The organism is Kitasatospora sp. NPDC054939 (assembly GCF_053610105.1).
In genome coordinates this window covers 1-25470 of sequence record NZ_JBSGXP010000127.1, presented here as the reverse complement: position 1 = coordinate 25470, position 25470 = coordinate 1, and the positions used below count along the sequence as shown (strand labels likewise).

The 25470-nt window shown below is 72.1% G+C and carries 24 protein-coding genes and 6 pseudogenes; 16 read left to right on the top strand and 14 right to left on the bottom strand.

Going from position 1 to position 25470, the window contains the following annotated elements:
• Positions 1 to 107: 107 nt before the first annotated feature.
• The gene (locus ACWGB8_RS28820) at positions 108 to 431 is read right to left on the bottom strand and encodes a peptidoglycan-binding domain-containing protein (protein WP_452216541.1); all 324 of its coding nucleotides are present in this window, start codon (positions 429 to 431) and stop codon (positions 108 to 110) included.
• 511 nt (positions 432 to 942) lie between these two features.
• Between ACWGB8_RS28820 and ACWGB8_RS28815 the strand changes: the two genes are divergently transcribed.
• The gene (locus tag ACWGB8_RS28815; RefSeq protein WP_452216540.1) at positions 943 to 1650 is read left to right on the top strand and encodes a hypothetical protein; all 708 of its coding nucleotides are present in this window, start codon (positions 943 to 945) and stop codon (positions 1648 to 1650) included.
• A 298-nt stretch (positions 1651 to 1948) separates the two neighbouring features.
• Here ACWGB8_RS28815 and ACWGB8_RS28810 read toward each other — a convergent pair whose 3' ends face one another.
• Genes ACWGB8_RS28810 through ACWGB8_RS28800 form a run of 3 tightly spaced genes read right to left on the bottom strand, consistent with a single transcriptional unit; the run spans position 1949 to position 5516 of the window.
• Positions 1949 to 2692, bottom strand: coding sequence for a hypothetical protein (locus ACWGB8_RS28810; protein ID WP_452216539.1), 744 nt, complete (start codon positions 2690 to 2692; stop codon positions 1949 to 1951).
• Between the two features lie 26 nt (positions 2693 to 2718).
• Positions 2719 to 4845: a protein kinase domain-containing protein gene (locus ACWGB8_RS28805; RefSeq protein WP_452216538.1), complete on the bottom strand. Its 2127-nt coding sequence runs from the start codon at positions 4843 to 4845 to the stop codon at positions 2719 to 2721.
• On the bottom strand, positions 4842 to 5516 hold the full coding sequence (locus tag ACWGB8_RS28800) for an outer membrane protein assembly factor BamB family protein (protein ID WP_452216537.1): 675 nt from the start codon (positions 5514 to 5516) through the stop codon (positions 4842 to 4844). Before ACWGB8_RS28800 ends, ACWGB8_RS28805 begins: the two co-directional genes overlap by 4 nt.
• Here ACWGB8_RS28800 and ACWGB8_RS28795 point away from each other — a divergent pair.
• On the top strand, positions 5466 to 5735 hold the full coding sequence (locus ACWGB8_RS28795) for a hypothetical protein (RefSeq protein ID WP_452216542.1): 270 nt from the start codon (positions 5466 to 5468) through the stop codon (positions 5733 to 5735). The two genes, ACWGB8_RS28800 and ACWGB8_RS28795, sit on opposite strands and share 51 nt — an antisense overlap.
• 518 nt (positions 5736 to 6253) lie before the next feature.
• Here ACWGB8_RS28795 and ACWGB8_RS28790 read toward each other — a convergent pair.
• A pseudogene (locus tag ACWGB8_RS28790) lies at positions 6254 to 6991 on the bottom strand (serine/threonine-protein kinase); the annotation flags it as partial.
• A 107-nt stretch (positions 6992 to 7098) separates the two neighbouring features.
• Positions 7099 to 7434: a hypothetical protein gene (locus tag ACWGB8_RS28785; protein WP_452216536.1), complete on the bottom strand. Its 336-nt coding sequence runs from the start codon at positions 7432 to 7434 to the stop codon at positions 7099 to 7101.
• 138 nt (positions 7435 to 7572) lie between these two features.
• Here ACWGB8_RS28785 and ACWGB8_RS28780 point away from each other — a divergent pair, with 138 nt between their 5' ends.
• Both ACWGB8_RS28780 and ACWGB8_RS28775 read left to right on the top strand, forming a co-directional pair.
• The gene (locus tag ACWGB8_RS28780) at positions 7573 to 8190 is read left to right on the top strand and encodes a hypothetical protein (protein ID WP_452216535.1); all 618 of its coding nucleotides are present in this window, start codon (positions 7573 to 7575) and stop codon (positions 8188 to 8190) included.
• A gap of 72 nt (positions 8191 to 8262) precedes the next feature.
• A pseudogene (locus ACWGB8_RS28775) lies at positions 8263 to 8531 on the top strand (transposase); the annotation flags it as partial.
• A gap of 77 nt (positions 8532 to 8608) precedes the next feature.
• Here the strand turns inward: ACWGB8_RS28775 and ACWGB8_RS28770 are convergent.
• A complete protein-coding gene (locus ACWGB8_RS28770) occupies positions 8609 to 9208 on the bottom strand; it encodes a hypothetical protein (protein WP_452216534.1) in 600 nt (199 codons plus the stop codon).
• A 532-nt stretch (positions 9209 to 9740) separates the two neighbouring features.
• Positions 9741 to 10194: pseudogene (locus tag ACWGB8_RS28765) on the bottom strand (IS701 family transposase); the annotation flags it as partial.
• 155 nt (positions 10195 to 10349) lie between these two features.
• On the opposite strand from ACWGB8_RS28765, the pseudogene ACWGB8_RS28760 reads away from it, so the two are divergent.
• Positions 10350 to 10471 (top strand): annotated as a pseudogene (locus tag ACWGB8_RS28760) (NAD(P)-dependent dehydrogenase); the annotation flags it as partial.
• 309 nt (positions 10472 to 10780) lie between these two features.
• Positions 10781 to 11983 (top strand): carboxylate-amine ligase, encoded by a 1203-nt coding sequence (locus ACWGB8_RS28755; protein WP_452216533.1) that lies wholly within the window; start codon positions 10781 to 10783, stop codon positions 11981 to 11983.
• 45 nt (positions 11984 to 12028) lie between these two features.
• Here the strand turns inward: ACWGB8_RS28755 and ACWGB8_RS28750 are convergent, their stop codons facing one another.
• Both ACWGB8_RS28750 and ACWGB8_RS28745 read right to left on the bottom strand, forming a co-directional pair.
• A complete protein-coding gene (locus ACWGB8_RS28750) occupies positions 12029 to 12169 on the bottom strand; it encodes a hypothetical protein (RefSeq protein WP_452216532.1) in 141 nt (46 codons plus the stop codon).
• Between the two features lie 680 nt (positions 12170 to 12849).
• On the bottom strand, positions 12850 to 13284 hold the full coding sequence (locus ACWGB8_RS28745) for an Hsp20/alpha crystallin family protein (RefSeq protein WP_452216531.1): 435 nt from the start codon (positions 13282 to 13284) through the stop codon (positions 12850 to 12852).
• Positions 13285 to 13392: 108 nt separating this feature from the next.
• Between ACWGB8_RS28745 and ACWGB8_RS28740 the strand changes: the two genes are divergently transcribed.
• From ACWGB8_RS28740 to ACWGB8_RS28705, 8 genes are all read left to right on the top strand, one after another.
• Entirely contained in the window at positions 13393 to 14079 is a 687-nt protein-coding gene (locus ACWGB8_RS28740) for a type III effector protein (protein WP_452216530.1), read from the top strand.
• Positions 14054 to 14323, top strand: a complete 270-nt coding sequence (locus tag ACWGB8_RS28735) for a hypothetical protein (RefSeq protein WP_452216529.1) — start codon at positions 14054 to 14056, stop codon at positions 14321 to 14323. The genes ACWGB8_RS28740 and ACWGB8_RS28735 overlap by 26 nt, the downstream gene beginning before the upstream one ends.
• An 833-nt stretch (positions 14324 to 15156) precedes the next feature.
• Entirely contained in the window at positions 15157 to 15627 is a 471-nt protein-coding gene (locus tag ACWGB8_RS28730) for an Asp23/Gls24 family envelope stress response protein (RefSeq protein ID WP_452216528.1), read from the top strand.
• Between the two features lie 117 nt (positions 15628 to 15744).
• Positions 15745 to 15930, top strand: a complete 186-nt coding sequence (locus ACWGB8_RS28725) for a hypothetical protein (RefSeq protein WP_452216527.1) — start codon at positions 15745 to 15747, stop codon at positions 15928 to 15930.
• Positions 15927 to 16286: a hypothetical protein gene (locus tag ACWGB8_RS28720; RefSeq protein ID WP_452216526.1), complete on the top strand. Its 360-nt coding sequence runs from the start codon at positions 15927 to 15929 to the stop codon at positions 16284 to 16286. The genes ACWGB8_RS28725 and ACWGB8_RS28720 overlap by 4 nt, the downstream gene beginning before the upstream one ends.
• Positions 16287 to 16377: 91 nt before the next feature.
• Positions 16378 to 17037, top strand: a complete 660-nt coding sequence (locus ACWGB8_RS28715; RefSeq protein WP_452216525.1) for a DUF6286 domain-containing protein — start codon at positions 16378 to 16380, stop codon at positions 17035 to 17037.
• A gap of 49 nt (positions 17038 to 17086) precedes the next feature.
• Positions 17087 to 17686, top strand: a complete 600-nt coding sequence (locus ACWGB8_RS28710) for an alkaline shock response membrane anchor protein AmaP (protein ID WP_452216524.1) — start codon at positions 17087 to 17089, stop codon at positions 17684 to 17686.
• A 468-nt stretch (positions 17687 to 18154) separates the two neighbouring features.
• Complete coding sequence (locus ACWGB8_RS28705) at positions 18155 to 18958, top strand: DUF1206 domain-containing protein (RefSeq protein ID WP_452216523.1); 804 nt, start codon at positions 18155 to 18157, stop codon at positions 18956 to 18958.
• A gap of 753 nt (positions 18959 to 19711) precedes the next feature.
• Here the strand turns inward: ACWGB8_RS28705 and ACWGB8_RS28700 are convergent.
• From ACWGB8_RS28700 to ACWGB8_RS28690, 3 genes are all read right to left on the bottom strand, one after another.
• On the bottom strand, positions 19712 to 20092 hold the full coding sequence (locus ACWGB8_RS28700; RefSeq protein ID WP_452216522.1) for a CBS domain-containing protein: 381 nt from the start codon (positions 20090 to 20092) through the stop codon (positions 19712 to 19714).
• A gap of 115 nt (positions 20093 to 20207) precedes the next feature.
• A complete protein-coding gene (locus ACWGB8_RS28695; protein ID WP_452216521.1) occupies positions 20208 to 21758 on the bottom strand; it encodes a DEAD/DEAH box helicase in 1551 nt (516 codons plus the stop codon).
• A gap of 368 nt (positions 21759 to 22126) precedes the next feature.
• Positions 22127 to 22330: a cold-shock protein gene (locus tag ACWGB8_RS28690; RefSeq protein ID WP_099897249.1), complete on the bottom strand. Its 204-nt coding sequence runs from the start codon at positions 22328 to 22330 to the stop codon at positions 22127 to 22129.
• 1199 nt (positions 22331 to 23529) lie between these two features.
• Here ACWGB8_RS28690 and ACWGB8_RS28685 point away from each other — a divergent pair.
• Entirely contained in the window at positions 23530 to 23892 is a 363-nt protein-coding gene (locus ACWGB8_RS28685; RefSeq protein ID WP_452216520.1) for a hypothetical protein, read from the top strand.
• A 151-nt stretch (positions 23893 to 24043) separates the two neighbouring features.
• Positions 24044 to 24505: pseudogene (locus tag ACWGB8_RS28680) on the top strand (carbonic anhydrase); the annotation flags it as partial.
• Between the two features lie 795 nt (positions 24506 to 25300).
• Here the strand turns inward: ACWGB8_RS28680 and ACWGB8_RS28675 are convergent.
• Positions 25301 to 25470, bottom strand: a pseudogene (locus ACWGB8_RS28675) (alcohol dehydrogenase catalytic domain-containing protein); the annotation flags it as partial.

Genomic DNA, 25470 nt, shown 5'->3' with positions numbered 1-25470 from the left:
CCGCGCCGGCGGGGGGGTTTTGGTGGCCCGGGCCGGGGCCCCGGCGGGGGGGGGGGCCCGCCGGGCGGGGGGCGCGGCTGCGGCCGGCCGGCCGCAGCGGCGCTGTTCTACTTGTACGTCGGAAGGAACCTGTAGCACCAGTCGTACGCGAGGACCCCGGTGCGCTGGATGTCCAGGTAGATCATCTCCATGAGCTTGGTCCCGGTAGCCGGGCCGACGACGCCGTCCTGCTCGAGGCCGAAGTAAGCCTGGAACTGCTTGACAGCGCGCAGGGTGTCGGGGCCGAACTGGCCGTCCGGGTAGGTCCAGATGGTGCTGTTGTCCATCGCGCCGATGCCGGCCTGGACGCACAGCGCCGGATCCCCCGTTGCCCCGTAGCGGACGTAGGGGGCGCCGACCATCGCGGAGGCCGTGCCGGTAGTGGCCAGCATGCTCGCCATGGTCACCGCGCCGACTGTGAGGGCCAGACCGGCCCGTCGGCTCATGCGGGGCTTCATGTTTCTCCTCGTTCTGTGGAATGTCGTGCGGTCGCCGGACCGACCGCCCTGTCACGAACCGCCCGGTGCGCCGTCTGAGCCCGGGACCCGGCCGCGGTGGCCGACAGCAGCCGCGCGGCACGCGCCCGCCGGGCTGCGGCGTTCGCACGCCGGTCACGCCCGGGCTCCGTCAGATCTCCCGCAGGAGCGCACTGGAGCGTCTCTCCCGCGCAGGTTCGGTGATCCTGGTCCGGTGATCGTCAGGATTGCCCAGCTCACCGAGGTCGAACAACCCGGTCGCTGTACCAACTAGCGGTTCCGGCCCGTCCCATAGCGCTGACCTGTGGTTTGGGACGATGCCCGGGGCCACCTTGAGACGGTCGCGCCACTGGACGTACCGAACGGGGAGAGCGAAGATCGTCCTCCCCGAATCCACCGGGCCCATGGTGGACCGTAGGCTTGCCGGATGACACGTCATCACAGGACGGCACTCGCCTGCATAGCCTCGGCGGCCCTGCTGCTCGCCGCCACCGCCTGCAGCGGCAGCGGAGATGCCCACTCCTCCAGCGCGCAGCTGTCCTACGGCAAGGTGAAGTCGGCTGTGCAGGGGGTGGGTTCGGGTTCGTCGTGCCCGTTGGGGATCGATCTGGCGGCGGGGCTGAAGGCCGGCGGGGTCGAGCGTGCGGTCGCTCCTGCCGGGGACGGGGGGAAGCCGGTGGTGGCCCGGGTGAATCCCTCGCAGCCGGCCGGGCCGCTGCCGTCCGGGTTCACTCCCACACCTGCGATGACCACGCTGCCGGCGAAGCCGGAGTTCGTCGAGGTGCTGTGCGCCTTCACCGCCGGGACCACGCCGGTGCAGGTGTTCGTCGTCGCCGTGCCCGCGCAGGACACCGCGGTCAGCATCACGCTGCCCTACCTCCAGAAAGTCGCCCGTCTCGGCACCAAGGAGCTCTTCGCGGTGTACGACGGCCGGCCCTCCCCCGGTCAGGCCAGGACCCTGCCGGGCAGCGACGCGGTGGCCTACACCCGGGTCGCGGTCGCCGACCGGGGCGACCTGGCGCTGATCGTCAGCCAGGGCACCAAGGACGGGGTGGTGTCCAACCCGGACCCGGAGCTCACCGGACCGGTCATGCAGACGCTCGCCGCCAAGCTCGCCGCCCAACTGCACGCCTGAACGGACGCGGGCAGGCCGCGGCCTCCGCACCGCCGCGGGCTGCCTCGCTCGACCGGAGCTGCTCCTTCGCCCGCCGCCACCCCAGGCCGGGCCGCTGCGGCCAGGGCCGGCCTCTCTGCCCACCGGCAGCACCATCACCGGCGCGGCTCGCGCGCCGGGTCAGGCCCGGCTCAGATCATTGGCCGGGAGAATCCGGGGCTCCGGAGACCCAGGCTCCTTGACAGCCCAGGAGTGGTCGCAGCGGGCGTTGACGCTGTCGTGGCTGTGAGCGGACAAGCGTGCTGGTCCGGGGCGAGGTTCACGAAGTGGTGAGCGTCCTGAGTGCGTCCCTGGCACAGGCGATGGCGGCTGCCTCGGCGGCTTCCATGGGAACGTCCTGGGAGGTCAGGCCGGAGCGTGTGCTCGCGGAGTATTCGATGCTGACGAGCGCGTTGTTCTGGACCACCCAGAGCCTGACACGACCGTAGCCGCTGTAGGAGGTGTAGAACAGCGTCGCCTTGTCGCCGAGGCCGGGAACGGCCCGGTCGTCGATGATCTTCCCGCCGGTGGTGGTCGCCCCTGTCCGATGGTCGGTCAGGCTCTCCTGGTAGATGCTCTCCGCAGACAGGGACAGTAGGACGCCGACCTCCGCGTCGGCATAGCCGGAGTCCCTGCTCGTCCAGGTTCCGCGCGAGGTGTCCACATGGCTGCCGCGCTCCGTCGCGGTGCAGGTGGCTCCCTTGATGTAGCGCTCGACCGTCTCCGGGCGCAGTAGCGCGCAGCCCTCGACCAGTTCGGCGTAGGGCGTAGTGGTCGGGGTGGTCGGCGCGGCAGTCGGTGCCGAGTCGGCAAGGTTGGCCAGCAGGCTCAGTACGAGGGCGGCGGCGCCGGCCCCGGCGGTGAGGCCGCCGAGTAGCCAGGTCCACCGCCGGGCGGGGCCGGCAGGGCGCAGGTCGGCCGGGTCCGGGAGGGTGGCCGGGGTGGGCTGCCCCGGCAGGACGCGGGTGGGCGCGGCGGCCGGCGGTTGCTGCTTCGCGGGCGGGGTGTTCTCGATGTCGGCCATCTCGTGGTGAACCTTTCGGAGGCGGGTCAGCTGCTGGGCAGGTGGTAGGCGGTCAGCGTGGTCCCGTAGCCGACCAGCAGGGCCGAGTCCTGGAGCAGGACCTGCGGGTCGCCCGGCTGCCGGGCGAAGGTCTGCTGCCACTGCGGGGTGCCGCCGGCGGCGGCGAGCGCCTGCAGGGTGATCCCGCCGGCGGCGGTGGGTGCGGTGAGGAGGACCAGATTCCCGGCGGAGCCCCGGATGGTGGCGGCGCCTTGGCGTGACTGGCGGGTCCAGGTGGTGCGCCCGGTGCGCAGGTCGGTACCGGACGTGCCCCGTGGTCCGCCCAGGACGAGCACCCCTGCGGCGTCGGCGCTCCCGTTGGCGGTGCCGCTGTGCCGGCCGCTCCAAAGCCGGGTGCCCTGGGCGGGGTCGAATGCCGCGGTGTTGACCGGGTAGTCCGGGGACTCCGAGGTTCCGGGGGGTATGCAGGTGAGCACGCCCTGGTGGAGGGAGAGCGAGTTCAGGTAGTCGGCACCGGACGCGTTCGCGGCGGCCAGTGAAAGGCCGGTGGGCTGGCTCCAAACGGTGGAGCCGTCCTGGCCGCCCACTGCGGCGAGGGCCATGTCCTGGGTGAGGGCGTACAAACGGCTGCCGGTGGGCGGCGCGTACAGGTCCTGGGTGTCGAGCGACCAGCGTTGCCGCCCGGTCGCGCGGTCGAGTGCCGTGAAGCGCCACGCGCCGCTCACGGGCCGGGCCGATTGGAGCGTCACGAGTAGCAGGCCCGCCGAAGCCATGCCCTGGAGGCGGTAGGAGGTGCCGAGCGCGGCGCCGGTCCACAGCCGGCCCCCGTTGGTCGCGTCGTAGGCGTGCGGGGTGCCGTCCCTGGCGGTGACCAGCAGCAGGCCGGGAATCGGCAGGGCGGCGGACCGGGCGCCGGGAACGGTGTCGGGCGAGCGCCAGAGCGTCGTGCCGTTGCGGGCGTCGCGCGCCTGCACCACGCCGGCCGAGTCCACGGTCCACACCCGGCTGCCGTCGCCGACCGGGAGGATGCCGGTCTCCGCGGTGCTGCTCCACAGCGTGTGCCCGTCGGTGCGGTCGTAGCCGACCACTCCGGTGCGGTCCGCGCACACCACCGCCGCCGGTCCGCAGCCGATGGGAGCCATGCCGACCCGGGGGAGCTCGACCGACCAGGCCGTCGGGGGCGGGCCGCCGGCCTGGCCGGGCCACAGTGCCCGGGCGGTACCTGCCGTGGCGGTCGTGGCGAGCAGGGCTCCGCCGAGGAGAAGCAGGCGGCGCCGGGTTCCGTTCGGGTCCTTCAGCACCCTGGCCAGGTACCGCTCGCGTTGGCGTACCGTCCGCTCGGCCTCGCCCATCCAGTCGGTACCGACCGCCGGACCGTACCGGAAGGCTGCGGCGAGTTCGTCCGGGGCAGGCCGCCGGGCCGGGTTCCGGTGCAGGCAGCGCACCAGCAGCCCCACCAGTTCCGGTGGTACTCCGTCGAGGTCCGGGGGCTCCTCGGCGGAGCGGTAGATCAGTACCGCGGCCGGGCCTTCGCCGAAGGGCGGGCGGGCGGTGGCCGCGAAGGCCAGGACGGCGCCGAGGGAGAACAGGTCGCTGGCGGGGGTGAGGTCCTCGCCTGTCGCGTGTTCGGGGGACATGAACCCGGGAGTGCCGACGATCTCGCCGCTCGCGGTGGGCAGCTCGTCACCCGTCGGCTTGCTGATGCCGAAGTCGATGACCCTCGGGCCGTCCCGGGTGAGCAGGATGTTCGAGGGCTTCAGGTCGCGGTGGATGATCCGGGCGCGGTGGATCGCGGTCAGCGCCTCCACCAGCCCCGCCCCCAGCACCTGCAGTGCGGGCCCGGTGAGCGGACCGTGCCGCGCCACGGCCTCGTGCAGCGACGGGCCGGTGACGAACTCGGTCGCCAGCCAGGGAAGTTCCGCCTCGGTGTCGGCGTCCACCACCGCCACGGTGTAGGCCCCGTTGACCGCCCTGGCCGCCGCCACCTCCTGGGTGAACCTGCGTCGGAAATCGGTATCGGCCGCGTACTGCTGCCGCACGGTCTTCACGGCGACGGGCCGTCCGCTCTCGGTGGTGGCCAGGTAGACGTTGCCCATGCCGCCCGCACCGAGCTGTCGCAGGACGCGGTACGGGCCGATGCTCCGCATGCTCATGCACCACTTGCCCGGAAGGCGCGCAGCGTGGTGGCGGACTGGCAGTAGAGCGTCCCGCCCTTGGCCGCGGTGGTCCAGCTGCCCTCGTCGGAGGGTGCCTTCGCCACCCAGCGGATCTTGCCGTCGGCGGCGTCCAGGACGGCCGCCCCGGACGAGCCGTCCAGCAGGGGCACACCGAAGAAGCCGTCCCCGGCGGAGGGTGCCAGGAAGTCCACGCCCGTATCCGGTCCGGCCTGCGTCCCCAAGGTGGTGTGCCACAGCCCCTTGCCGGTCGTGGCGTCCAGACAGTATGCGGTGCCGTCGATCCCGGAGAGCAGTAGCCGGCCGGCCCCGAGCGCGCAGCCGAGGACCATCTGCGGGACCGCGGGAGCCGCCCAGCGCTGCTGCCAGTGGCTGGGTCCAGGGCGACGATCGCGTGTTCGCCGACGAGCAGCAGGAGTTCGCCGGTACGCAGCAGCCGCGCGGGGGCCGCGGAGCCTTTCGGTGTGAGGCCGGTGACCTGCCAGCGGGACGCGCCGGTGCGCAGGTCCACCGCGTTGATGACGTTGCTCTCCTCGTAGTAGCAGCGGCCGTCGGCGACCAGGCCCATCGAGCTGCCGGAACCGGCTGTCATCTCCTCCATGGCGACGACCGCCGTCACCGCATGGTTCTGGGTGATCTCCCGCTGCCACAGCACCGCACCGCTACTCAGCTCGGCCCCGGCCACGACTCCGCCACCGTTGCGGGTGGTCTGGCGGGCGAGCACCACCGTCCGGCTGTCCGCGCCGAAGGTCCGCAGGCTCAACGTGGCTTCGTTGCGCTGCTCGGCGGGCACGATGAGCGGGCCCTGGTGGCTCTCGCCCCCGGAGTTCAGCCACACCAGGTTCGCGAAGCCCGGGGACGTCCCGTAGATCAGGTCGTTCTGCACCTGGAAGAAGTGCACGTCCTGCCGGGACCAGGACTGCCGCCCCGTCGCCCCGTCGAAGCCGACCGCGCCCGCCTTCTTGCCCCACCGCACCAGGGTGGCACCGAGCACGGACAGTTGGTGACCGACCGTCACGCCGTGCAGCGGAGTGCTCCACAGCGGCTCCGGCGCGGCGGGCGGCGGACCGGAACCTGCCGCTTCGGCTCCCCACGGGTCGACATCCTTGCCCACCGTCGCCCCGCCACCAGCCGACTGGGTGCGCCGGGTGAGCAGCAGCGGTACGCCGACGGCGGCGGCCACGCCCGCGCCGAGCCCGGCGCCGAGCCCCAACAGGCCGCGGCGGCTGAGCGACTGCCACGTCCGCACCGGCAGCGCGGGCGGATCGGCCTGCGGCGCGCCCAGATCGGCCTCGGCCTGCCGCTCGCGGGCGTCGAGGTCGGCGAGCAGCCACGGGCTCAGCAGCGCCGCCGGATCGGCCGGGGCCAGTGCGCCCAGCACGGCCGTCGCGGTGGGCCGTCGGGCGGGGTCCTTGGCCAGGCAGGAGGCCACGAAGGGAAGCAGCGAGGCGGGCACTCCGGAGAGGTCGGGTTCGTCGTACACGACCTTTCGGTTGACGTGCGCGGGTTCACCGTCGCCGAACGGCGTGCGGCCGGTGAGTGCGTACACCAGTAGGCAGCCGAGCGAGAACACGTCGGCCGCGCCGGTGGTGGCGGAGTCGGCGACGATGCGTTCGGGGGCGACGTAGCCGGCGGTGCCGCACACCATGCCGGTCCGGGTCAGGTGCACGGCGTCGAAGGCGCGGCTGATCCCGAAGTCGATGACGCGCGGACCGTCCCGCGCGATGAGCACATTGCCCGGCTTCAGGTCACGGTGCACCACCCCCGCCGCGTGGATCGAGGCCAACGCCTCGGCGAGGGCAGCTCCCAGGGCCCGCGCTCCCGCCTCGCCGAGAGTGCCGAACCGCAGGACCACTTCGCCGAGGTCCGGCGCGGGCATGTAGGACGTGGCCATCCAGGGCCGACGACCGCGCGTTTGCGCATCGACCACAGGTGGCGTGTGAAAACCGGTCACTCGCCGCGCCGCCTCGATCTCCTGCTGGAAGCGGCGGTGGAACTGCGGGTCCTCGGCGTACTCGGCCCTGATCACCTTGACCGCGAGCAGTCTCAGGCCGGGCGAGCGGGCCAGGTACACCTCCCCCATCCCGCCCGCGCCCAACAGCCGCAGCAACTGATGCGGGCCCACGAACACGGCCCGCTGTGCCCGCAAGCCCTCGGCGTTCCTGTCGGCTGCCACCGAGCCTCCCCAAGCGTGTTGCCGCCATCACAGACAGACACAGTGACACGGACAACTCATCCGGCGGATCCCTTTTCGCACAGTGATCTGCCGTCCCACCGACGGCCGGGCACGCTGCCGTCGGTCACCCGGCCCGCGAACCGGGCCAGCGCGAGCTGAATGGCACCGCCGGCGGCGAACTGCCCCAGGGCGCCCGCGCGCTGTGCCTCCCCTACCGCGTTGCCGAAGAACCGCAGTGCTGCATCGCGGTCCGCACTAATGTCCGCGGCGACCGCAGCCACGACCCCATCGATGCGGTCAGCCTGGTGACGGTCGGCCGGCGACAGTCCGGCCGAGCCGCCGAAGAGCTGTTCCAGCGCGGGCGGCGAAGTCACCGGCGGCGTCTGCGGCATGCGAGCAGGATGAGGGGAGTCCGGGCGTCTGCGCCCCCGAGGCAGCCTCTGCCGGGCACGACCTGCCGGGGCCTCAACTCTGCGCACCTGCTTCGGGAAATCCCTGACACGTGGCTGCTCGCCCGTGAAGATGAACGTATGGCAGACAGCGCAGCGCTCTTCGGTCTGATCGGCGTGGTCGGAGGAGCCGCATTGGGAGCGGGGGCCACCATGTTCTCGTCGGTCCTTCAGAGCAGAACGGCGGAACGTATCCGACGACGCTCGCGTGCCGAGGAGGAGATGCATCGGCTCATCGCCTTGCGCAAGAGCACCCGGGAGGCGTTGAAGTACCTGTCGGAAGCGGTGGAAGGCCTGGAGTCCGGCCGGCCGGCCTCCAGGGACGAGTTCATGGCCGGCTGGCACGTGGCACGAAACGCCGTCACGGATGCTGCGGACATGACCACCATCGACGGATTCGGCCTCGCGCAGTCCCCTGGCAGCGAGGAGGCTATGCGCGGGCTGCAGCGCTCACGCCGACGGAGGTGGCCTCGTCCACGCCAGCGAAGCCCACTTCAAGGTCAAGGTCGCCCAGGCATCGTCATCTCACTGGATGCGGCCGGCTCCGCTGTCGGCGTAGCGCTGCACACCCAGGGCCTTGGCACTGCCTTGAGCCCCGAGGACATGCGGCGGCTGCGCGAGCTGGTGACTCGTGTGGAAGAGGGCCGTTCCACACTGCTGGCCTCCCTCCTGGACCGAATGGAAGGCCTGCAGGACTGATCCTGTGCAGCACGTCAGAACCTCAAAGACCTCTGCGACCGGTGCGAGCACACCCACGAGGTCGACCGCCTCTCCCGCGACTTCACCGCGATGCTCCGGCGCCGCGAAGGTCACCGTCTCACTGACTGGCTGATTAGAGCCGACGACAGTCAGATCAAGGAACTGCAGACCTTCCCCAACGGACTCCGCAAGGACCTCGCCGCCGTCACCTCCGGACTCACCCTGCAATGGAACTCCGGCCCGGTCGAGGGCAACGTCACGAGAATCAAGCTCCTCAAGCGCCAGTCCTACGGCCGCGCCGGCTCGCCCTCCTCCGACGACGCATTCCGCTCGCCAATTGACCCCTGCTGACTCGTGCCAGTGAAGGTTGAGTGATGTCACGGAACCCTGAGCGGTTCGGCGTGTCGGTTCGCGCGGGTCAGGCCGGCTCGAAGCTCGGTTTCACTGGGCCAATCTCCCCGGTGGCAGCCATTTCCTCCAGGTCCTCCGGCTCCAGGAACTCCAGGGCCTCCGGTTCAATGCCGTGGTACCGGTCGACGTCGAGCAGCCGTCGCGCGAACGAGAGGGCGAAGCTTGAAAACGGGCCGTCGAAGGTCTGGCAGCCCTCTTCGTGGGCCATCGTGACGATCTTCCATCGGTTCGGGTCGGGGTCGCAGGGCAGGAAGAAGTGCTCATCGCCGCTGTAGTCGAATCCCCACGAGATGAGCCCACCGGATTCGGGGTGGAAGGGGTACGGGATGTGCTCGGAGTCGCCACTGCTGAGAGCCCTGGCTCGGCGCTCGGCGAAGACCTCATTGGTCTTGCGCATACGCTCCAACAGCGGGCTTGTTCCACGAGGGTGGAAGACAACGAGCTCGCCCGAGATGACCCCGGTGCCGTAGGCGTTGAGAAACGCCTTGAAGTCACTGGGGAGAGCGGACCCTACGTATCGCTCCACTTCGGTCCAGTTATCCGGGTTGGACTGCCGGTGGGCTGGCTCGCCCAGCAGGGCCCGCAACTCATCCAACGAAGAGGACACCCGCCGCTCCCAAGCCCCAGTCACTCAACCTTCCATGGCACGAACCTAGCGGCCATTAACCTTCGGTGACAATGCTCAGCCTTCGCTGTCACAGGACACCTGCGTTCAGAAAGTGCTGAAGAGCCGATCATCTCGCCACGTACGGCCACCGATTCCCCGCGGGCGGTCCCCACCGGCGGCCACCTTCGTTCCCCGCTCCTTGGCCACTGAACACGATCAGTCAGCGGCGCCTGGTCTGTTTCACTGCGGGCAGACAGACCCTTTCTCCGGACCGGCGGCTTCGAGCGGGGTCGCGGGCGCGGCCCGGCGGCGGGGCGTCGCTGCGCCCCGCACGGCAGGGCTACGGCCGCGCGAGCTTCTCCCTGCTACGTCGCCGGATCGTCCTCACACCCTGAGCCGTGCTCGCCGACTGCGGTGCGAAAGACTGGCGGCTGCCTGCCACCGCCCCTCTCACCTCCTCGGAAAAGATCCACACCCACCTCGCGCTGGTCAAGCAGGCACCGCCCGGACGACCGATCCGGCAGGGGGACGGGCCGGCGGCCAGGCAGCGCTCACGGTCGTCCGTCCAGGACTTCGGCAGACAGCGCGCCCGGTCGATCAAGGTCCGTCCGAGCGGCCCCGAGTAGGCGAGGAAGACGCCGACCTGGCAATTCTCGGTGCGGCCGGCCGTCCCGGAGTACTGCCGTTGGACACCGGCCGACCGTATGCCCTTCTTCAGAAACCCGGTGTCGTCCACGATCAGCACGCCGCCCGGGTCGGCCAGGTGCTCGACGACGTACTCGCGGACGTCGTCGAGCACACCGTCCGCGTCCCAGTCGATCCGGTTCAGCAATCGCTGGATCCGGTCCGGACCGCCATGGCCGGCCTCCTCCGCCACCGTCCAGCCGTTCTTGCGCTCCAACGGCGCCAGCAGCCCCACGCATGTAGGCCAGTGCGGACTCCCGCGACTCGCTCCGCGCGAAACGGTGAGCAAACCGCTCGTGCAGCTCAGCGAGCCCGTCCGATCAGCGACGAGCATCAACCTCGGATATCTCCCCAGCCATGAACAGTTCAACGAGCGAACCCGCCAACCGTCACACCAAGCACCGTTGCAGTACTAGGCGGCACCCCCCAACACACAGCCGCGGACCGGCCGCTCGTCGGCGAGCCCGCGCTGTCCGCCGAGATGGCCCCAGCCCCGCCTACGTGCTCCTCGCCTCACCCGAGACGTCGTACATCACCGACGAAATCCTCAACGCCACCGGCGGCACCCCTCTGCCCTAGCGAACGGGACGTCCGGCCACCCCGATCTTTCCCGGTGGTCGACATTGGCTTCCAGACGGGCTCGGGTCCGGGGCTGGCATGCAGCTCAGGTGATCACCGCTGCGCGGACTGGCCGACCGCCGCCCGCAGCGCCGGCCAGTCGACACCGTTTCCGACCGTTCGCACGGGACATACGCAGAAGCGACAATTCCCCGATCGAGAGCACAGCGCCATGATCCAGGACTCTTCCGCACACGATGCCGAACGGACCGGCACCTGGTCGCGCGAGCCGCCCGTCCGGCGGCCGGTCCTTGCCACGGAAGCATCGCGATGACCAGCCGAGCTGGCGCCCTCAGGTTCGGCGTCGAGGAGGAGTTCCTGCTCGTCGACCGGGCCACGCGCTTCACCGTCCCGCGGGCCCATCTCGTGGTACCGCACGCCGCCCGGAGCCTCGGCCCGCGGGCCCAACACGAGTTCCTGGCCACCCAGGCCGAGGCCTGCACCCGCCCCGTCACCACCGCCGCCGACCTCCGCACGGAACTGGCCTGCGCACGCCGGGCCATGGCCGCAGCAGCGGAGAGCGCCGGATGCCTCCTGGTGGCGACCGGCACCGCCGTCCTGCCCAGCCACCACCCGCTGCCGCTCACCCCGAGCGACCGCTACCGACGCGTGGCCGCCCACGTGGGCCCCGTCGCCGACCAGACCGGTAACGAGATCTGCGGCTGCCACGTCCACCTGGGCGACCTCAGTCTCGCCGATGCCCTTGCGATCAGCGCGTACCTGCGCCCGTGGCTGCCGGTCCTGCAGGCGCTGTGTGTCAACTCTCCGTTCTGCGAGGGTCGGGACTGCGGAGCCGCGAGCAACCGCGCCGGCCGCTACCTGGCCTGGCCCACCTGCGGGCCCGCCCCGGTCATGGGCCCTGAAGAGTACGAGCGGACGGTGCGGCGGCTGATCGCCCACCGGGTGATCCTCGACCGGAAGATGCTGTACTGGTACGCCCGGCCCTCCGAGCACCTGCCCACCCTGGAAGTGAGGATCGCCGACACCAACGCGGACCCTGACGTCCCGCTCCTGCTGGCCGTCCTCCTGCGCGGCCTCGCCCACACCTTCCTCGCCGCTCACCGCGCGGGCATCCCGCCACCGCCCCCGGCCTCGGCGGCCGTCCTGCGCGAAGCCCACCGCCAAGCCGCGCTCGGCGGCCTCGCCGGCCTGGGCACCGACCCGCGCACCGGACGCCGCGTGCCGATGCCCCGACTCGTCGCGTCCCTCGCCGAACTGGCCGCTCCCGCCCTGGCGAGGACGCTCGACCTGGAAACCGTCCGTCTGCTCCTCCACCGCCGACTGACCTGCGGCACGGGCGCCGACCGGCAACGAGCCGTGTTCGCCCGCCGCCATTCGCTGACCGACGTCGTCGACGACCTCGCCCACCTCACCGCCGGCCACGGCGGTGGCGCAGCTCCCGACCCCGCCCCCGGTACCCACGGCCGCTTCGACCCCTTCGACCCCTTCGACAGCATCGCGTCCTCCTCATGACCGGGGCTTCACAGCACGACCGCAGGCCGGCCTTCGGCGGATCGCTCAGTCCTGCACCACGGGCGCGACGCGACGCGCCCGGTCGGCCTCCAGCTCGACGTCGACCGGCAGCACCGGATGCAGCCAGCGCGCCCTGGGCCGTGCGCCGGTCTGCGGCGAGCGCAATCGTTCACGACTGGTGCCCATAGATCCGCGGGCTCCTGCTCGGTCAGCTCGCGGGCGACCACCCGCCGCCCGTCCGCGAGCAGCACCAGCAGTTGCTGTGGCTCGCCCTGTCCGTCGGCAACCGATCACCCAGCCCTCACCCCGGGTAGGCGGATCGGATTCCTCTCAAGCCCCTTCGGCAACCGCTCGTGCATCGTGCACCGCACCGACTACCCGGCCCGCCGCCAACCACTCCTCCCGCGCCGGCCGCACCCCGGCGGCCCCAGAGCTGTTGTCGCCCATCTCGGCTCTGCATCCACTTGACGACGACGGAGCGCGGTGCGCTCGCACCCCGTAGCCGGACACGGACCACGGACCAGGGCTCCAGCCGGTCCCAGCCCTCGACGGTCACGGATGAGGCGTAAAGATCGGCAAGGAGGTTCTGCAGAGCAACCGCTGGGGAGGTGCCGCCGGGGACAGGCATCCACCCACCGTACGACTTGAGCGCCCCCAATTCGAGGGTCCGGACGGGGAATCAGAGCGAGCAGGCCTGGCGAACACCAAGCACGCCTGGGGATCTTCGAAGATCGTCACCACGGTCGGAGGTCGCCGGCGAGGGCGCGGATCCGGGCCTGCACCTCCGCGTGCTCGGTACCGGTCCGGCCGGGGCCGTCCCGCAGGGCCCGGGGGTTGGCGGTGCGGGACGGCGTTCCGGGAACGGGTCAGGCCCGGATCTGCTTGCGGTCGCCGCTGTGGCCGACGGCGATCTTGCGGGGCTTGGCCTTCTCCGCCACCGGGATCCTCAGGGTCAGCACGCCCGCGTCGTAGTCGGCGCTGATCCCCGCCGGATCGAGGGTGTCGGAGAGCATGACCTGGCGGGAGAACACGCCCAACGGGCGCTCCGACAGCTCCCACTTCACGTTCTCGCCCTCGTGGCGCGGACGGCGCTCGGCCTTGACGGTCAGCATGTTCCGCTCGACGTCGATGTCGATCGCCTCCGGGTCCACCCCCGGCAGGTCCAAGCAGATCACATACTCCTCGCCCACCCGGCAGGCGTCCAGCGGCATCGGCGCCGGACGCGACCAGGTCCCCGTCGAACCGAGGAACTGCTGGGTCAGGCGGTCCAGCTCGCGAAACGGGTCAGTGCGCATCAGCATCGCGAAACACCTCCACTGATCGATGGGTGCCAGTGCGCTTCACCTGAAACCGTTCTAACATGTCATCCATCCGATGACAAACACCTACGTCGCCGAAGGGGTGACCTCATGGGAAAGCGGCCCGACGCACCCACCCCCGACACCGGCCCGCCCAAGGGACCGGCGTCCTTCCTCGCCGCGGCCGCCGCACTCGCCGCCATGGACGCCGCCGTCCACACTGCCCGCGACACCACCCGGCCCCAAGCCGGACCGGTCGGCGAGGGGCCGGAACCGGCCCTGGCCGCCCTGGTACTGCTGCGCGAACTGCGCACCGAACTCGCCGGCTGGGAAGCCGGCCTGGTCGATGCCGCCCGCGCCGCCGGCGCCACCTGGGCCGACCTCGCCCACCCCATGGGCGTCGCCAGCCGCCAGGCCGCCGAGAACCGCTATCTGCGCCTGCGACCCGCCCAGAGCGGCCCCGGGCAGGCCGCGACCGGAGCCGAACGCGTCAAGGCCGTACGCGACCGCCGGGCCGCCGAGCGCGCCGTCACCGCCTGGGCCCGCGACAACGCCCCCGACCTGCGCGTCCTCGCCGCCCGGCTCACCGCCGCACACGGCCTCGCGGCCGACGCCGACTCCGCACGGACCGCGCTCACCACCGCCCTCGGCACCGCGGACCCCGCCGACCTGATAGCGCCCCTCGCGGACATGCGCCCCCATCTCACCGCCGCCCACCCCGACCTCGCCGCCCGGCTCGACGACCTCACCGACCACACCGACCACCTACGCCATGACAGCGACCGACGACGCACCTGACACCACACCCGAACAACGCTGGCAGCACATCGAAGACCGGCTCGCCGCCGTCGAACGCACGATCCGACAGCTGGGCAACCAGACCCTCGCCGCCCTCGACACCCACCTGGCGGCACTCGACGCACTACGCCACGACCTCGCCCGCCCGACCTGGCCACCCCGGGACCTCCCGACGGCCACGAACCCCGCCGCCGTCCCACCGCAACCAGCGCACTCCCCCACCGAGAACCGAGGCCTCCTGTAGACCCTCGACGCGGCAGCGCTGCCCGATCGGCCTGCCGGCGGCAGCCGGACGGCCGGGGCTTCGCCCGCTCCCGAACGCGGAGGTCCGTCGCGGCCGGCAGACCGAAGGGCTTGGCGACGCCCCCCGTGCCGTAGCCTTCGGCGTCGGTCGGCCGTGTCCTCCAGCCCCAGGACGTCGAGCAGGAACGGCAGGTCCTCGCCGTCACGGGCATGCGCGCTGCCCGCCGCCCGGGCACGCCGGAGCTGCCCGCGTCGATGCCCGACCCGGCCGACTCCACGATGTCGGCGATCGCCGCAAGATCACGACTCCCCGAAGCAGCCCCCCACCCCACCTCCCCCCAGCCGCAGGCCAACCTTCGAACGCACCTCACCCCAGCACCGGCCCCGCCCGCCGGCGCCGGTCCGAACAGGGGGTTCGCACGCCCCGAACCCGCGCAGGCGCCGAACAGGGCGTCGCCGGCTCCTCACCGGGCGTGCCTTCCGCGTCCCCGGCTGCCGGGCGAATGACGTTTCACCGGGCCCAGGTCGCGCAGAAGCGCGCGAGGGCATGGCGTCGCCGTAGTCCTGCGCATGGCCCATCGGCCTGAGCCCACCGGCCCGGACCCGGCGGTAGCTGCAAGGCGGGGCGAGAGGAGGTGTGTGATGGGCACACCTGTGTGGACCGGCGTGCTGACCTTCGGCTTGCTGTCCGGTTGCCGGTGCTGTGGGTGCCTCCTCTCGCCTGTCCGTTACGCAGAAAGTCATGCCGGAGGTGTGAGGATTTCGTGCGGGCGGCGTCCAACTGTTCAGCGGCCCGGCCGGGCTCGCACGGGGGCGAGGTCAAGGAGGCCTGCCATGACGGACACGTCCAGCAGTTTCCCGCAGGGCGACGGACGCCCGGAGGACGGCCTGCAGGGTCCCACCGGCGCGGACCGGGTGCCCGAGGAGCGGGGGAAGACGACCATCGCGGACAGCGTCGTGGAGAAGATCGTGGGCACCGCCGCACGGGACGTTGCCGGAATCCACGCCCTGGGAGCCGGGATGTCCCGCACCCTGGGCGCGGTACGCGAACGCGTTCCGGGCGGGGGACGGGGGAGCGTCAGAGGCGGAGTGAAGGTCGAGGTGGGCGAGCGCCAGGCCGCCGTCGACCTCGTCGTCGTCGTCGAGTACGGCGTCCCCATCACCGACCTGGCGGGCGACGTGCGCGTCAGTGTCATCTCGGCGGTGGAACGCCTGACCGGCCTGGAGGTCGTGGAGGTGAACATCGCCGTCGACGACGTCCACCTGCCCGACGAGGACGACGACACCGAGAGCCGCGTCGCCTGACCCGCAGCCGCCCGGCCCCGCACCGCCGCTGCCGGGACGCTGCAGGGTGATCGGGGAAAGGCCCGGGGGCCCGGGCGACACCGAACCCCGGGCGACACCGAACAAGGAGCATGTGAGATGAGCACAGCCGCACTCGGTCTGCTCGCGGGAATGGCGCTGGGATTCGCCGGATACTTCGGAGGCTTCTGGGCCTTCCTCCTGGTCCTGGTCCTCGGCGTGGCCGGCCTCGTCGTCGGACGCCTCCTGGAGGGCGAGGACATCAGGGACTGGCGCCGGCCCCGATCCGAGGACCGCCGCCGATGACCCCGCAACCCGTCACGGCGCGCGAGCGCGGCGCCACCGTCATCCCGGACCGCGTGGTGGCCAGGATCGCCGCGCGAGCCGGCAGGGAGGCCCTCGCCGCGCAGCCGCACCGCCCCACGCGGCCCGCACCGCCGACCCCCGACGCGTCGGCCCACGTCCACGGCGACTCCGCCCGCATCAGGCTGGCCATCGAGCTGCCCTACCCGATCGACCTCGCGGAAGCCTCCCGCGAGCTACAGCGCCGGGTGACCCAGCGCGTGGGCAGCCTGACCGGACTCGAGGTCACCGAGGTCGCCCTCGCGATCCGCCACCTCCTTCCCGCAGGCAGCGACGGCCGCGACGGCCGCGCCCACTGACCCACAGCCCACACCCCCATCACCGAGCCCTCCCGCGAACACCGCCGGGACATCCGCCCGCCCACCGCCCCAGACTTCAAGGAGAGCCGGCATGACACACCAGCACCCGGCCGTCTCCGACCCCGAACCCGAATCCGCCACCGCGCAGGGCGGCCCGCCCGAAAGCAGCCCGGCCGGCACACCCGCGGCCCACACCGAGCGCGGCCGTACGGCGTCGCGCTGGTGGTCCGAGCGGAGGGTTCCCGCCGCGATCGCGGCCCTCGTCATCCTGGCAGCCTGCGCGTTCACGCTGTTCGACGTCGTCCGGGTGCGCACCGGCCACACCGCCGCCGCCTGGCGCAAAAGCCTCGCCGACGAACTCGCCACCCGACCGATCGACGACCCGTGGGTCATCACCGGCGCGGCCGTGGCAGCCGCCCTCGGCCTGCTGCTGATCATCCTGGCCCTCACCCCCGGCCGCCGACACCTCCTGCCCATGGCCTCCACCGACAACCCGGACGCACCACAGGCCGCCCTCGACCGAGACGGCGCCGCCCGACTGCTACGCGATGCCGCCCTGCGCGTGCCGGGCGTCTCCCACGCCGACATCAGGGTCCGCCGACGCCGGATCAACGCCCGCACCCAGGTCGCCTTCCGAGACCCGGACACCGTACGCACCGAGGTCACCGAAGCACTGACAGCACAGCTCGACGCCCTCGCCCTGGCCCGGGTACCCCGGCTCACGGTCCGCGCCCGCCGACACGGCCCGTGACCGCGCAGCCGCACAGACCGCCGGCCCCATCGCCACGGGAGACCATCTGATGAACTCTCACTCCATCCTCAACCGGACCCTGCTGGCCGCAACCGGTGTTGCCCTGCTCGGCGGCGGCCTGCTCGTGCTGGCCGGCGCCCTGGACCTCTACCGGCGCTGGAGCCTCGACCCACCCGCCGACTGGCCCCTCACCGACCCCCACGACACCCTCCTGCCGACCCAGGACCGCACCCGCTGGACAGACGAGACCTGGTGGTGGCCGACCGTCATCGCCGCCCTGACCATCCTCACCGCCCTCGCCCTGTGGTGGCTCCTGGCACAGCTGCGCCACCGGCACCCCGGACGCCTGCCGGTCGGCAACCCGCCCTGCGACGGCGTCGAACTGCACGACAGCGCCCTCGCCGACGCCCTGGCCGCCGACACCACCCGACTCCCCGGCGTCCACAAAGCGCACGCGAACCTCACCGGTCACCCCGACCACCCGCACGCGACCTTCGACCTCACCCTCGACCCGGACGCCCAACCCCGCGACATCCTCCCCGCCCTGGAAGGCACCCTGCACCGCGCCCGCCGGAGCACCGGATGGGAGCACCTCCCCGCCCGGGCCACGCTGCGCGTCGCCTCCCACCGGCCCCACCGCACCGAATGACCCACGATGACCAGGTCACGGCAGCACCGAGCAGGCCCGAGCGAGAGCGTCCCGTCGAAGTCCGTCACGACGCCCAGACACCCCGACACCCGCCCACCCACCGGCACACCCGCCCACCCACCGGCACACCGGCACACCGGCACCGACCCTCGCCCGGCTGCGGGAGCGGCACGCCGAAAGCGGACCACCCGGGTGCCAGCGGGGCGGTGACAGCTCCCAGGGCCCGTGGGCAGCCTCCCAACCGCGTCGGACGGTAGTCCTGAAGGGCGCCTTCCAGCACCGAGCATTCCACTTCGCCTGACCGACCAACCCCGGCAAGGCGCCCGCCGGGTGGGCGCCGGGCGTGGCCGACCACGCGGGGGCACGTCGGCGGGCTCGGTCCGGCACAAGGAGGTGTCGCGAATGGGCAGGAACGGCAGTACCGCAGGGGCCAGGTCGCAGGGGCGGCGCCTGGCCGACAGCCATGCCATGAGTGTCGTGGCCAGGGTCGGGCTCTGCGCCCGGGGAGTGATCAACGTGCTGGTGGGGGTCCTGGCCGTGCGGATCGGGCTCGGCGCAGGGAGCGGTACCGAGGCGGACCGGTCCGGCGCGGTACGGACCATCGGCGAACAGCCCTTCGGCCGCTTCCTGCTGTGGGCGCTGGTGGTGGGGCTGGCGGCGATGGCGCTGTGGCGGTTGTCCGAGGCCGCGTTCGGATCATCGGTGCCGGGCGGCGACAAGTGGACCAGGCGCCTGGGCTCTCTGGTGCTGGCCGTGTTCTACGCGGTGATCGGCGTCGGCGTGGTGCAGACCGTCCTGGTCGGCGGCTCCGCCGGGAGCCGGTCCGGCAACGAGACGTCCAAGGAGTACACCGCGAGGGTGCTGGACTGGCCGGGCGGGCGGTTCCTGGTCGGCGCGGTCGGAGCCGTCCTGGTCGTCGTGGGCGTGGTGATGGCGGTGCGCGCGGTGATGCGGAAGTTCGAGGAGGATCTCCAGACGGGTGACATGAGCCCGCGGACGCGGCGGGTCGTCGCGCTGCTGGGCATCGTCGGCGGTGTGGCGTGCGGCGCCGCCGCGGCGGTGGCCGGGCTGTTCATCCTGCTGGCCGCGGTGAAGTTCGACCCCGGCAAGGCCAAGGGCCTGGACGAGACGCTGCGCTCGTTCGCGGACACACCCGCCGGGCCCGTGCTGCTGATCGCCGCAGCGATCGGCTTCCTGCTGTTCGGCCTCTACTCCTTCTGCGAAGCCCGCTGGCACAAGACCGCTCAACAAGCAGACCCGCCCGCGCGATAACGGCGGGGTGCCGGCAGATCAACCGACCCCGTTCCGGACACCGGAAGTACACACCCGGGGCCCGCCCGGGCAACACCGACAGCACGCCGACCCACAACCCTCGAAAGGGGGACCCGACCCCACCCGCCACCGCTGATCGTCATCTCAGGGGCCGACCCGGCGAACGGGCAGGGCTTCGCACCATGGCTGGGCGAAGGACTCGGCCTGTCGGCGACCTCCGGGAGCAAGGCCGAGCAACTGATCGCCCTGCCCGGCCGGACCCTGCGCACCACGACGGCGTACAGCCTCGCCGCACTCGCCGTCTTCGGCCTGTCCCTCGGAGCGGCGATGCAGACCACCTACGAGAGGATCTGGGACCTGCCACCGGCCCGCTGGTAGGCCAGGTGGCGGCACACCGTGTGGCGCGCCGCCCTCATCGGGCTCCTCCTGCTGTCCTCCACCACCCCCCTGTGGTGACAGACCCCGGTCGGCAGCGTCGCCGCGGTGCTGAGCTTGGCGTTTGACCTCGTCGTGCTTGGTGTTCCTCGATTGACTCGGCGCGTTTGCCCGTCTTGCCGACGTCGTAGCGCTTGGCCCGGTGCCTGTTCTTCGGGTCGGGTGGCCGCCCCGGGCCCGGCAGGGACGGCCAGCAGTGCACCGTGGATGATCACCTCCTCCTTGAAGCCGTGGTCCACCAGGGCCTTCTCCAGGGATGCCCGCACCGTTCCCGGGCGGAAGCGGCGACTGTCGGTGCGCCCGGGCCGACGGGCTGGCCTAGAGGCCAAGCAGGCCGATGGCGTGGCCGTCGGAGTCGACCACCGGCCACACGGCCAGACCTCGGGCGCGCATGGCGGAGGCCGCAGTCGCGGCGAGCATGTCGGCGGTGGCGAACGGGGCACGGTCGAAGGCGATGTCGCGGACCGGGGTGCGCTCGGTGGACCGGGTGCGGGTCTGGAACGGGGCGAGGTGCAGGCGGGTCAGCAGCCCGGCGCAGCGGCCGTCCTCATCGCGGACCAGGAGGTGGTCGGCGCCGGAGCCGTCCAGGATGTGGATCGCCATGTCGAGCATGACGTCGTCGCCGATCTGGAGCTCGGGGCGGGTCATGAGGTCGCGGACCGCGGCGGTGTCCGCCGGGCGTTCGAGCGTGAGGGCCATAGGGGGCTCCTTGGTGTCGATTCCGCCGGGGCCGGCGGTGGTCGGGGCGCTGGCGATGGGACAGCCGCCGCGGTCTGCGGGAGGCCTGGAACGCGCGGGGGTCCGGCCCTACCTTCTAGGCCGCGAGGACGATGCGCCTGGGTGCCCGGCGGGGGCCGGAGGAGCCCTGGGGGTCGCGGCTCGCTCCGTTGGCGCGGGTGTCGCCGCCGGTGGAGGCAGGGCGTCTGCAGTGGCCGCGCTTCGCCGCGGCGCTGCGGCGCGGGCGTTCGACGACGGGGTCAGCGATGACGACGGGCACTCCGGTGGGGACGCGGGCGCCGGTGATGCGGGTCAGGTCCTCGTCGCCGGCGCTGACGCGGGTGGTGATGGGGGTGATGGCGGCGGTGGCCATCATGCGGGCCATCTGGCGGCGCTGGCTGGGCAGGACGAGGGTGACGACGGTGCCGGACTCGCCAGCCCGGGCGGTGCGGCCGCCCCGGTGGAGGTAGTCCTTGTGGTCGCTCGGCGGATCCAGGTTGACGACCAGGTCGAGACCGTCGACGTGGATGCCCCGCGCTGCGACGTTGGTGGCGATCAGCGCCGTGACCTGGCCGGTGCGGAACTGCTCCAGAGTGCGGGTGCGCTGGGGCTGGGACTTGCCGCCGTGCAGGGCCGCGGCCCTGACCCCGTTGGCGAGCAGGTCCTCCACCAGCGCGTCGGCGCGGCCCCGGGTGTCGGTGAACATGATCACCCCGCCGTCACGGGAGGCGATGTGGGCGATCGTCGCGTTCTTGTCGAATTTCTGCACATGCAGCACGTGGTGCTCCATGGTGCTGACCGCCGCCGCGGACGGGTCCACCGAGTGGGTGACCGGGTCCGTCAGGAAGCGCCGGACGAGACGGTCTACGTTGCGGTCCAGGGTGGCGGAGAACAGCATCGTCTGGCCGCCCTCGGCGACCTGTTCCAGGAGTTCGGTGACCTGCGGCAGGAAGCCCAGGTCGGCCATCTGGTCAGCCTCGTCGAGGACGGTGACGCCGACCCCGTCGAGCCGGCAGTCTCCGCGCTGGATCAGGTCCTTGAGCCGGCCGGGGGTGGCCACGACGACCTCTGCCCCGCGGTTCAGCACCTGTGCCTGGCGGCCGATCGACATCCCGCCCACCACGACCGCCATCCGCAGCCGCACCGCGCGAGCGAACGGGGTGAGGGCGTCGGTGACCTGCTGGGCGAGCTCGCGTGTGGGGACCAGCACCAGGGCCAGCGGGCGGCGCGGCTCCGCGCGTCGGCCGGCGGTGCGGGCCAGCACCGCCAGACCGAACGCGATGGTCTTGCCGGAGCCCGTCCGTCCACGTCCGAGGACGTCACGTCCGGCCAGCGAATTCGGCAGTGTCGCGGCCTGGATCGGGAAGGGCGCAGTGACGCCCTGGCGGGTCAGCACCGACAGCAGCGCCTTGGGCATGTCCAGCTCGTCGAACGATTCGACCGCGGGCAGAGCCGGGGTGGTGCTCACCGGCATCGCGAACTCGCCCTGCGAGGAGAGGCTTTGACGGGCACTACGGCCGTCGGCGGGCCGGTCGCCGTAGAAGGCGCTGCCGCCCGAACGGGAGCCGTAGGCGGCGCCAGCGGATCGGGAGGAGGCCGAGGAACGGGAGTTGGCGTTCTGGTGCGGGGAGCGGCGGGAGCGGTTCATGTGAAACCTTCCTGGGGCGGCACGTCGCGCGGCGGCTCCGCAGCGCGGGGCGTCGGCAGGAGGTCGCGAGGGAACGAGCCGAAAGTGTGGAGCGCAGGGCGTGGACGGTGAAGCCGCGCGGCACGTCGCCCCGGGTCGGCGCTCGCCGCTGGGGCGGGAACGGAGATCCTCGAACCGTGGGAGGTCACGGCGGGGCGCCGATCCGGACGCGGCGCTGCTCGTCCCGCGTGGGGATGGCCGCCGGTGGCGGAGCCATGGGGTCTGAACGGCCGGGATGTGCGTGGTGGGGCAATGCCGAGGGGCCCGCACCGGGCATCATGTACGCGGTGCGGGCCCCTCGCTACCAGGCGGGTGCCGTGGCAGAAGAACTACAGCGGGCGAATGTTCTCGGCCTGCGGGCCCTTCTGGCCCTGCGTGACGTCGAACTCGACCTTCTGGCCCTCGAGCAGCTCACGGAAGCCGTTGGCGTTGATGTTCGAGTAGTGGGCGAAGACGTCAGCGCCGCCACCGTCCTGCTCGATGAAGCCGAAGCCCTTTTCCGCGTTGAACCACTTCACAGTGCCATTAGCCATAAAGAAATCTCCTTCAAGGGGCTGTCCGAAGCGTGCACAGCGCGCGCCTCGAGTCGCCGCGATGAGCACCCACCCGGGGAAGAGCCGGGAAACAAAAAGGCGCCTGCGAAACATCAGCAGGCGCACACAAAGTTCATGGGAACCACTACTGCAACTGATACGACTCTAGCAGGCCCCGGCCCGCCGCGGGTGGATATTCCGCCCCCAATTCTGCGACGCCCCTTGCCGGGGGGTGCCGGCCACGAGGCCACGGGAGTGTCAAAGCGACTGCAGGACAGCCAAGTTGGGGATCTCGCCCACCCCCTTGGGCGCCGGCTTTTCGCCCTCCCCGGGAGGGCGAGTCGCGCAGGCGCCGAGCCTGCCCTCGGCGCGGCGGACCCGCGAAAGCGACGTGCCGCACGCCCGGCACCATCCGAAGCCACTCCGAAATCGAGTGCGCGAAGAAGGCGCGCTCCCGCAACTTTCGGCGCACACCGCACGGAATGACGAAATCTTCAGCAGCCCGTCGTGTCCTGCCCGCCGGCCCCTTTTCAAAGCCCGAACCGAAGCACCGCGCAAGCAATTCGCCGTCAGTGACCGCGTCACCCACGACCCGTACGTCCTCGGCCGGGCCATCGGCGTCGAAGGGCGACAGTGACATCGCGGTACTCGTCGACTTCGGATCGCGACAGGAACGCATCACCCAGCCCTGCATCGCGATGCTCGAACTCTGACACCGGATGCACGCGGGTCTCCGCCGAGTCCGCCGCCCTGCGCGTGGTGCGGGCCCTGCGGTACACCCTGGCCGGCGCGACGGCCGGGGGACGCGCCCCGATCGGGCCGAACGAGCGCCCGTCGCTGCGGCCGCGGCCTCACCGGTGACGGCCGGATCCGGGGATCACCGGTGCTGGGATGGGCCCGGGCCAGGAGCTGTTCGGACCGACCTGCCGTGCCTGCCCGCATCCCGCCGCCGTCGCCGGGCGCACCGGATCCCGCGGCATCCTTGGAGCGCTGATGCCAGCCCTGTCGGAGGTCCCCGCCTGCGCGGCTTCACCGTCACCGCCGTCGGAGCCGACCCTGCTCGTGACCGCCGGCCCGCCCGATCCGGGCGACGGCCCGGCCCTCACGGCTGCCGTACAGCAGGCGCAAGGCCGGTGACCGTCATAGCCGCGGCCCGGGCCCGTGGGGCCCCGCGGAGGCGGTGTCATATTCTAGGGGACATGTCGAACCCCGACGGGCTGCTCGTCGACATCGCTGCGATGGTCGAGTCCGAGCACAGCAACCAGATGTCCCTGACCGTAGTGGTCCCCGGAGCCGTGATCACCGGCAGGCTCGCGCCGGTGGCCCTGTGGTTGGAGCGGGTGGTCGAGGTCCTCCAGGCGTCGGAGCACCTGAAGCCATTCGCCGCTCTCTTCGCCCCGCCCGCCGACGGCCCGCCCGCACGGCCCACCCATCTGCACCTCCACCGGGCGAAGATCCTGCAGGGCGACTTCGGACTGCCTCACACCGGCGGCATGTACCGCATCGCCATCGAGGACGTCAGCAGCTGGACGATCGGGGACCTCAGCTACTCCGATTCCTGATCGCCACGGCAGGCCAAGTGGCCGCCCGGCTCGGCGCTCTGCCTCCCCACAGCAGTGCGCTCGCCGGGGCCACGACGGGCGCAGTCGGCGGACAGGCCGGCGGGCGACGGGTGCCCGCGCGGACGACAGGGCCGGGTCGTGGTCTGCGGCCATGACCGAAGCCCTCATTGCGCCGCCCCACGAAGCTTTCGAGGCGCTGCTGGCCCGGCGGTTCGTCGCGGGTTCGCCGGAGCACCCGAAGCAGGACGCCGCCTCCCGCACCGAGATCGCGTCGGCCAGAGCCCCTCTGCGATGCTGTTCGGGTGCTCCGACTAGGCCCTGTCCGGCCGAGCGGCTGGCCGCCGAGATCATCTTCGACCGGAGGCTGGGCGACCTGTCCGTGGTCCGCACCGCCGGACACGCCGCTGGGCCGTAGGTGCCCGGCAGCATCGAGTACGGGCTGAGCGTGCTCGGCTCCCCGCTCGTGGTGGTGCTCGGCCACGACGCGTGCGGCGCGGTCGCGGTCACCCGCGCCGCCGTTGCCGACGGCACCACCGCCGGCGGGTACGTGCGGGACGCGGTCGAGAAGGTGACCCCCAGTGTGCCGGCCGCCCGCGCGTCCGGACGCACCGAGGACACGTCACCCGGCGGGGTGGTCGCTGCCGGCTCCGGGAGTTCGGATCGACGCTTCCGGCGCACCTGAGGCGGTCCTCTCGGGGCCGACAGGTGGCGCGGGGAACGAGCGCCGACAGGCGACAACGGCAGACACGCTCCGCAGCCGCCAATCGACGGCAACCTCACCCCCACCAGTGAAGATCACCAACCGCATCCCGATGACAGGAGGTCAGCAAGTGGTCAGCATCGACCCTGGCAGACCCTGCCGAACGGTGACACAGACGGCGATGGTCAGCCCTCACCCGCAGCAGTCACCGCCCTCCCCCACCGATCGGACAGCCGGGTCCACCGCGCTCCCGGACACTCGTGAGAAGGCTATCGACGCGCAGGTCCGATAGCCACAGAAGACCAGGTCAGCGCACCCAGGCTGCTTGTGCGCGAGGATTCGCGGAAGGTCCCGGCGTTCGCAACGCATCGCCTCCCCGCCGCGCATCGCACCTGTAACGGGCGGCAGCACCGGCGACGCCTGCACCACCGGCCTGCACTGATCCTCCCTCCGGCTGGTGCCCCGGGGACGTGCTCCCGGGACACCGGCCCCCATCCTGACCCGACCCGACTCGAAGCCCGAGGCCGCCACCATGCGCCCACCCGCTCTCACGGCCCCCTACCGCACCGCCGACGTGGCGCTCGTGCGCGCCGTCGCCCGCCCCGACCTGCTGGGCTGGCAGGGCAGCCCCGGGCCGGCCGAGTTCGGTGGGTACGCGGTCGGCGAGCTGAACGGCAGGGCCGTGGCCGGCATCGGTCCCGCGACGGCACCCGAGGGGACCGCAGCGACTGCAGTAGGCCCGCCGAACAGCGAGGCACCGGTGGCGTACTCCCGCACCTGGGCCGTCTCGCACTGCGAGTGCAGGCCCCGCGTGCAGGTGTGGCACGTCCCGCAGGACACGTTGAACGGGATCACCACCCGGTCGCCCACGCGCACGG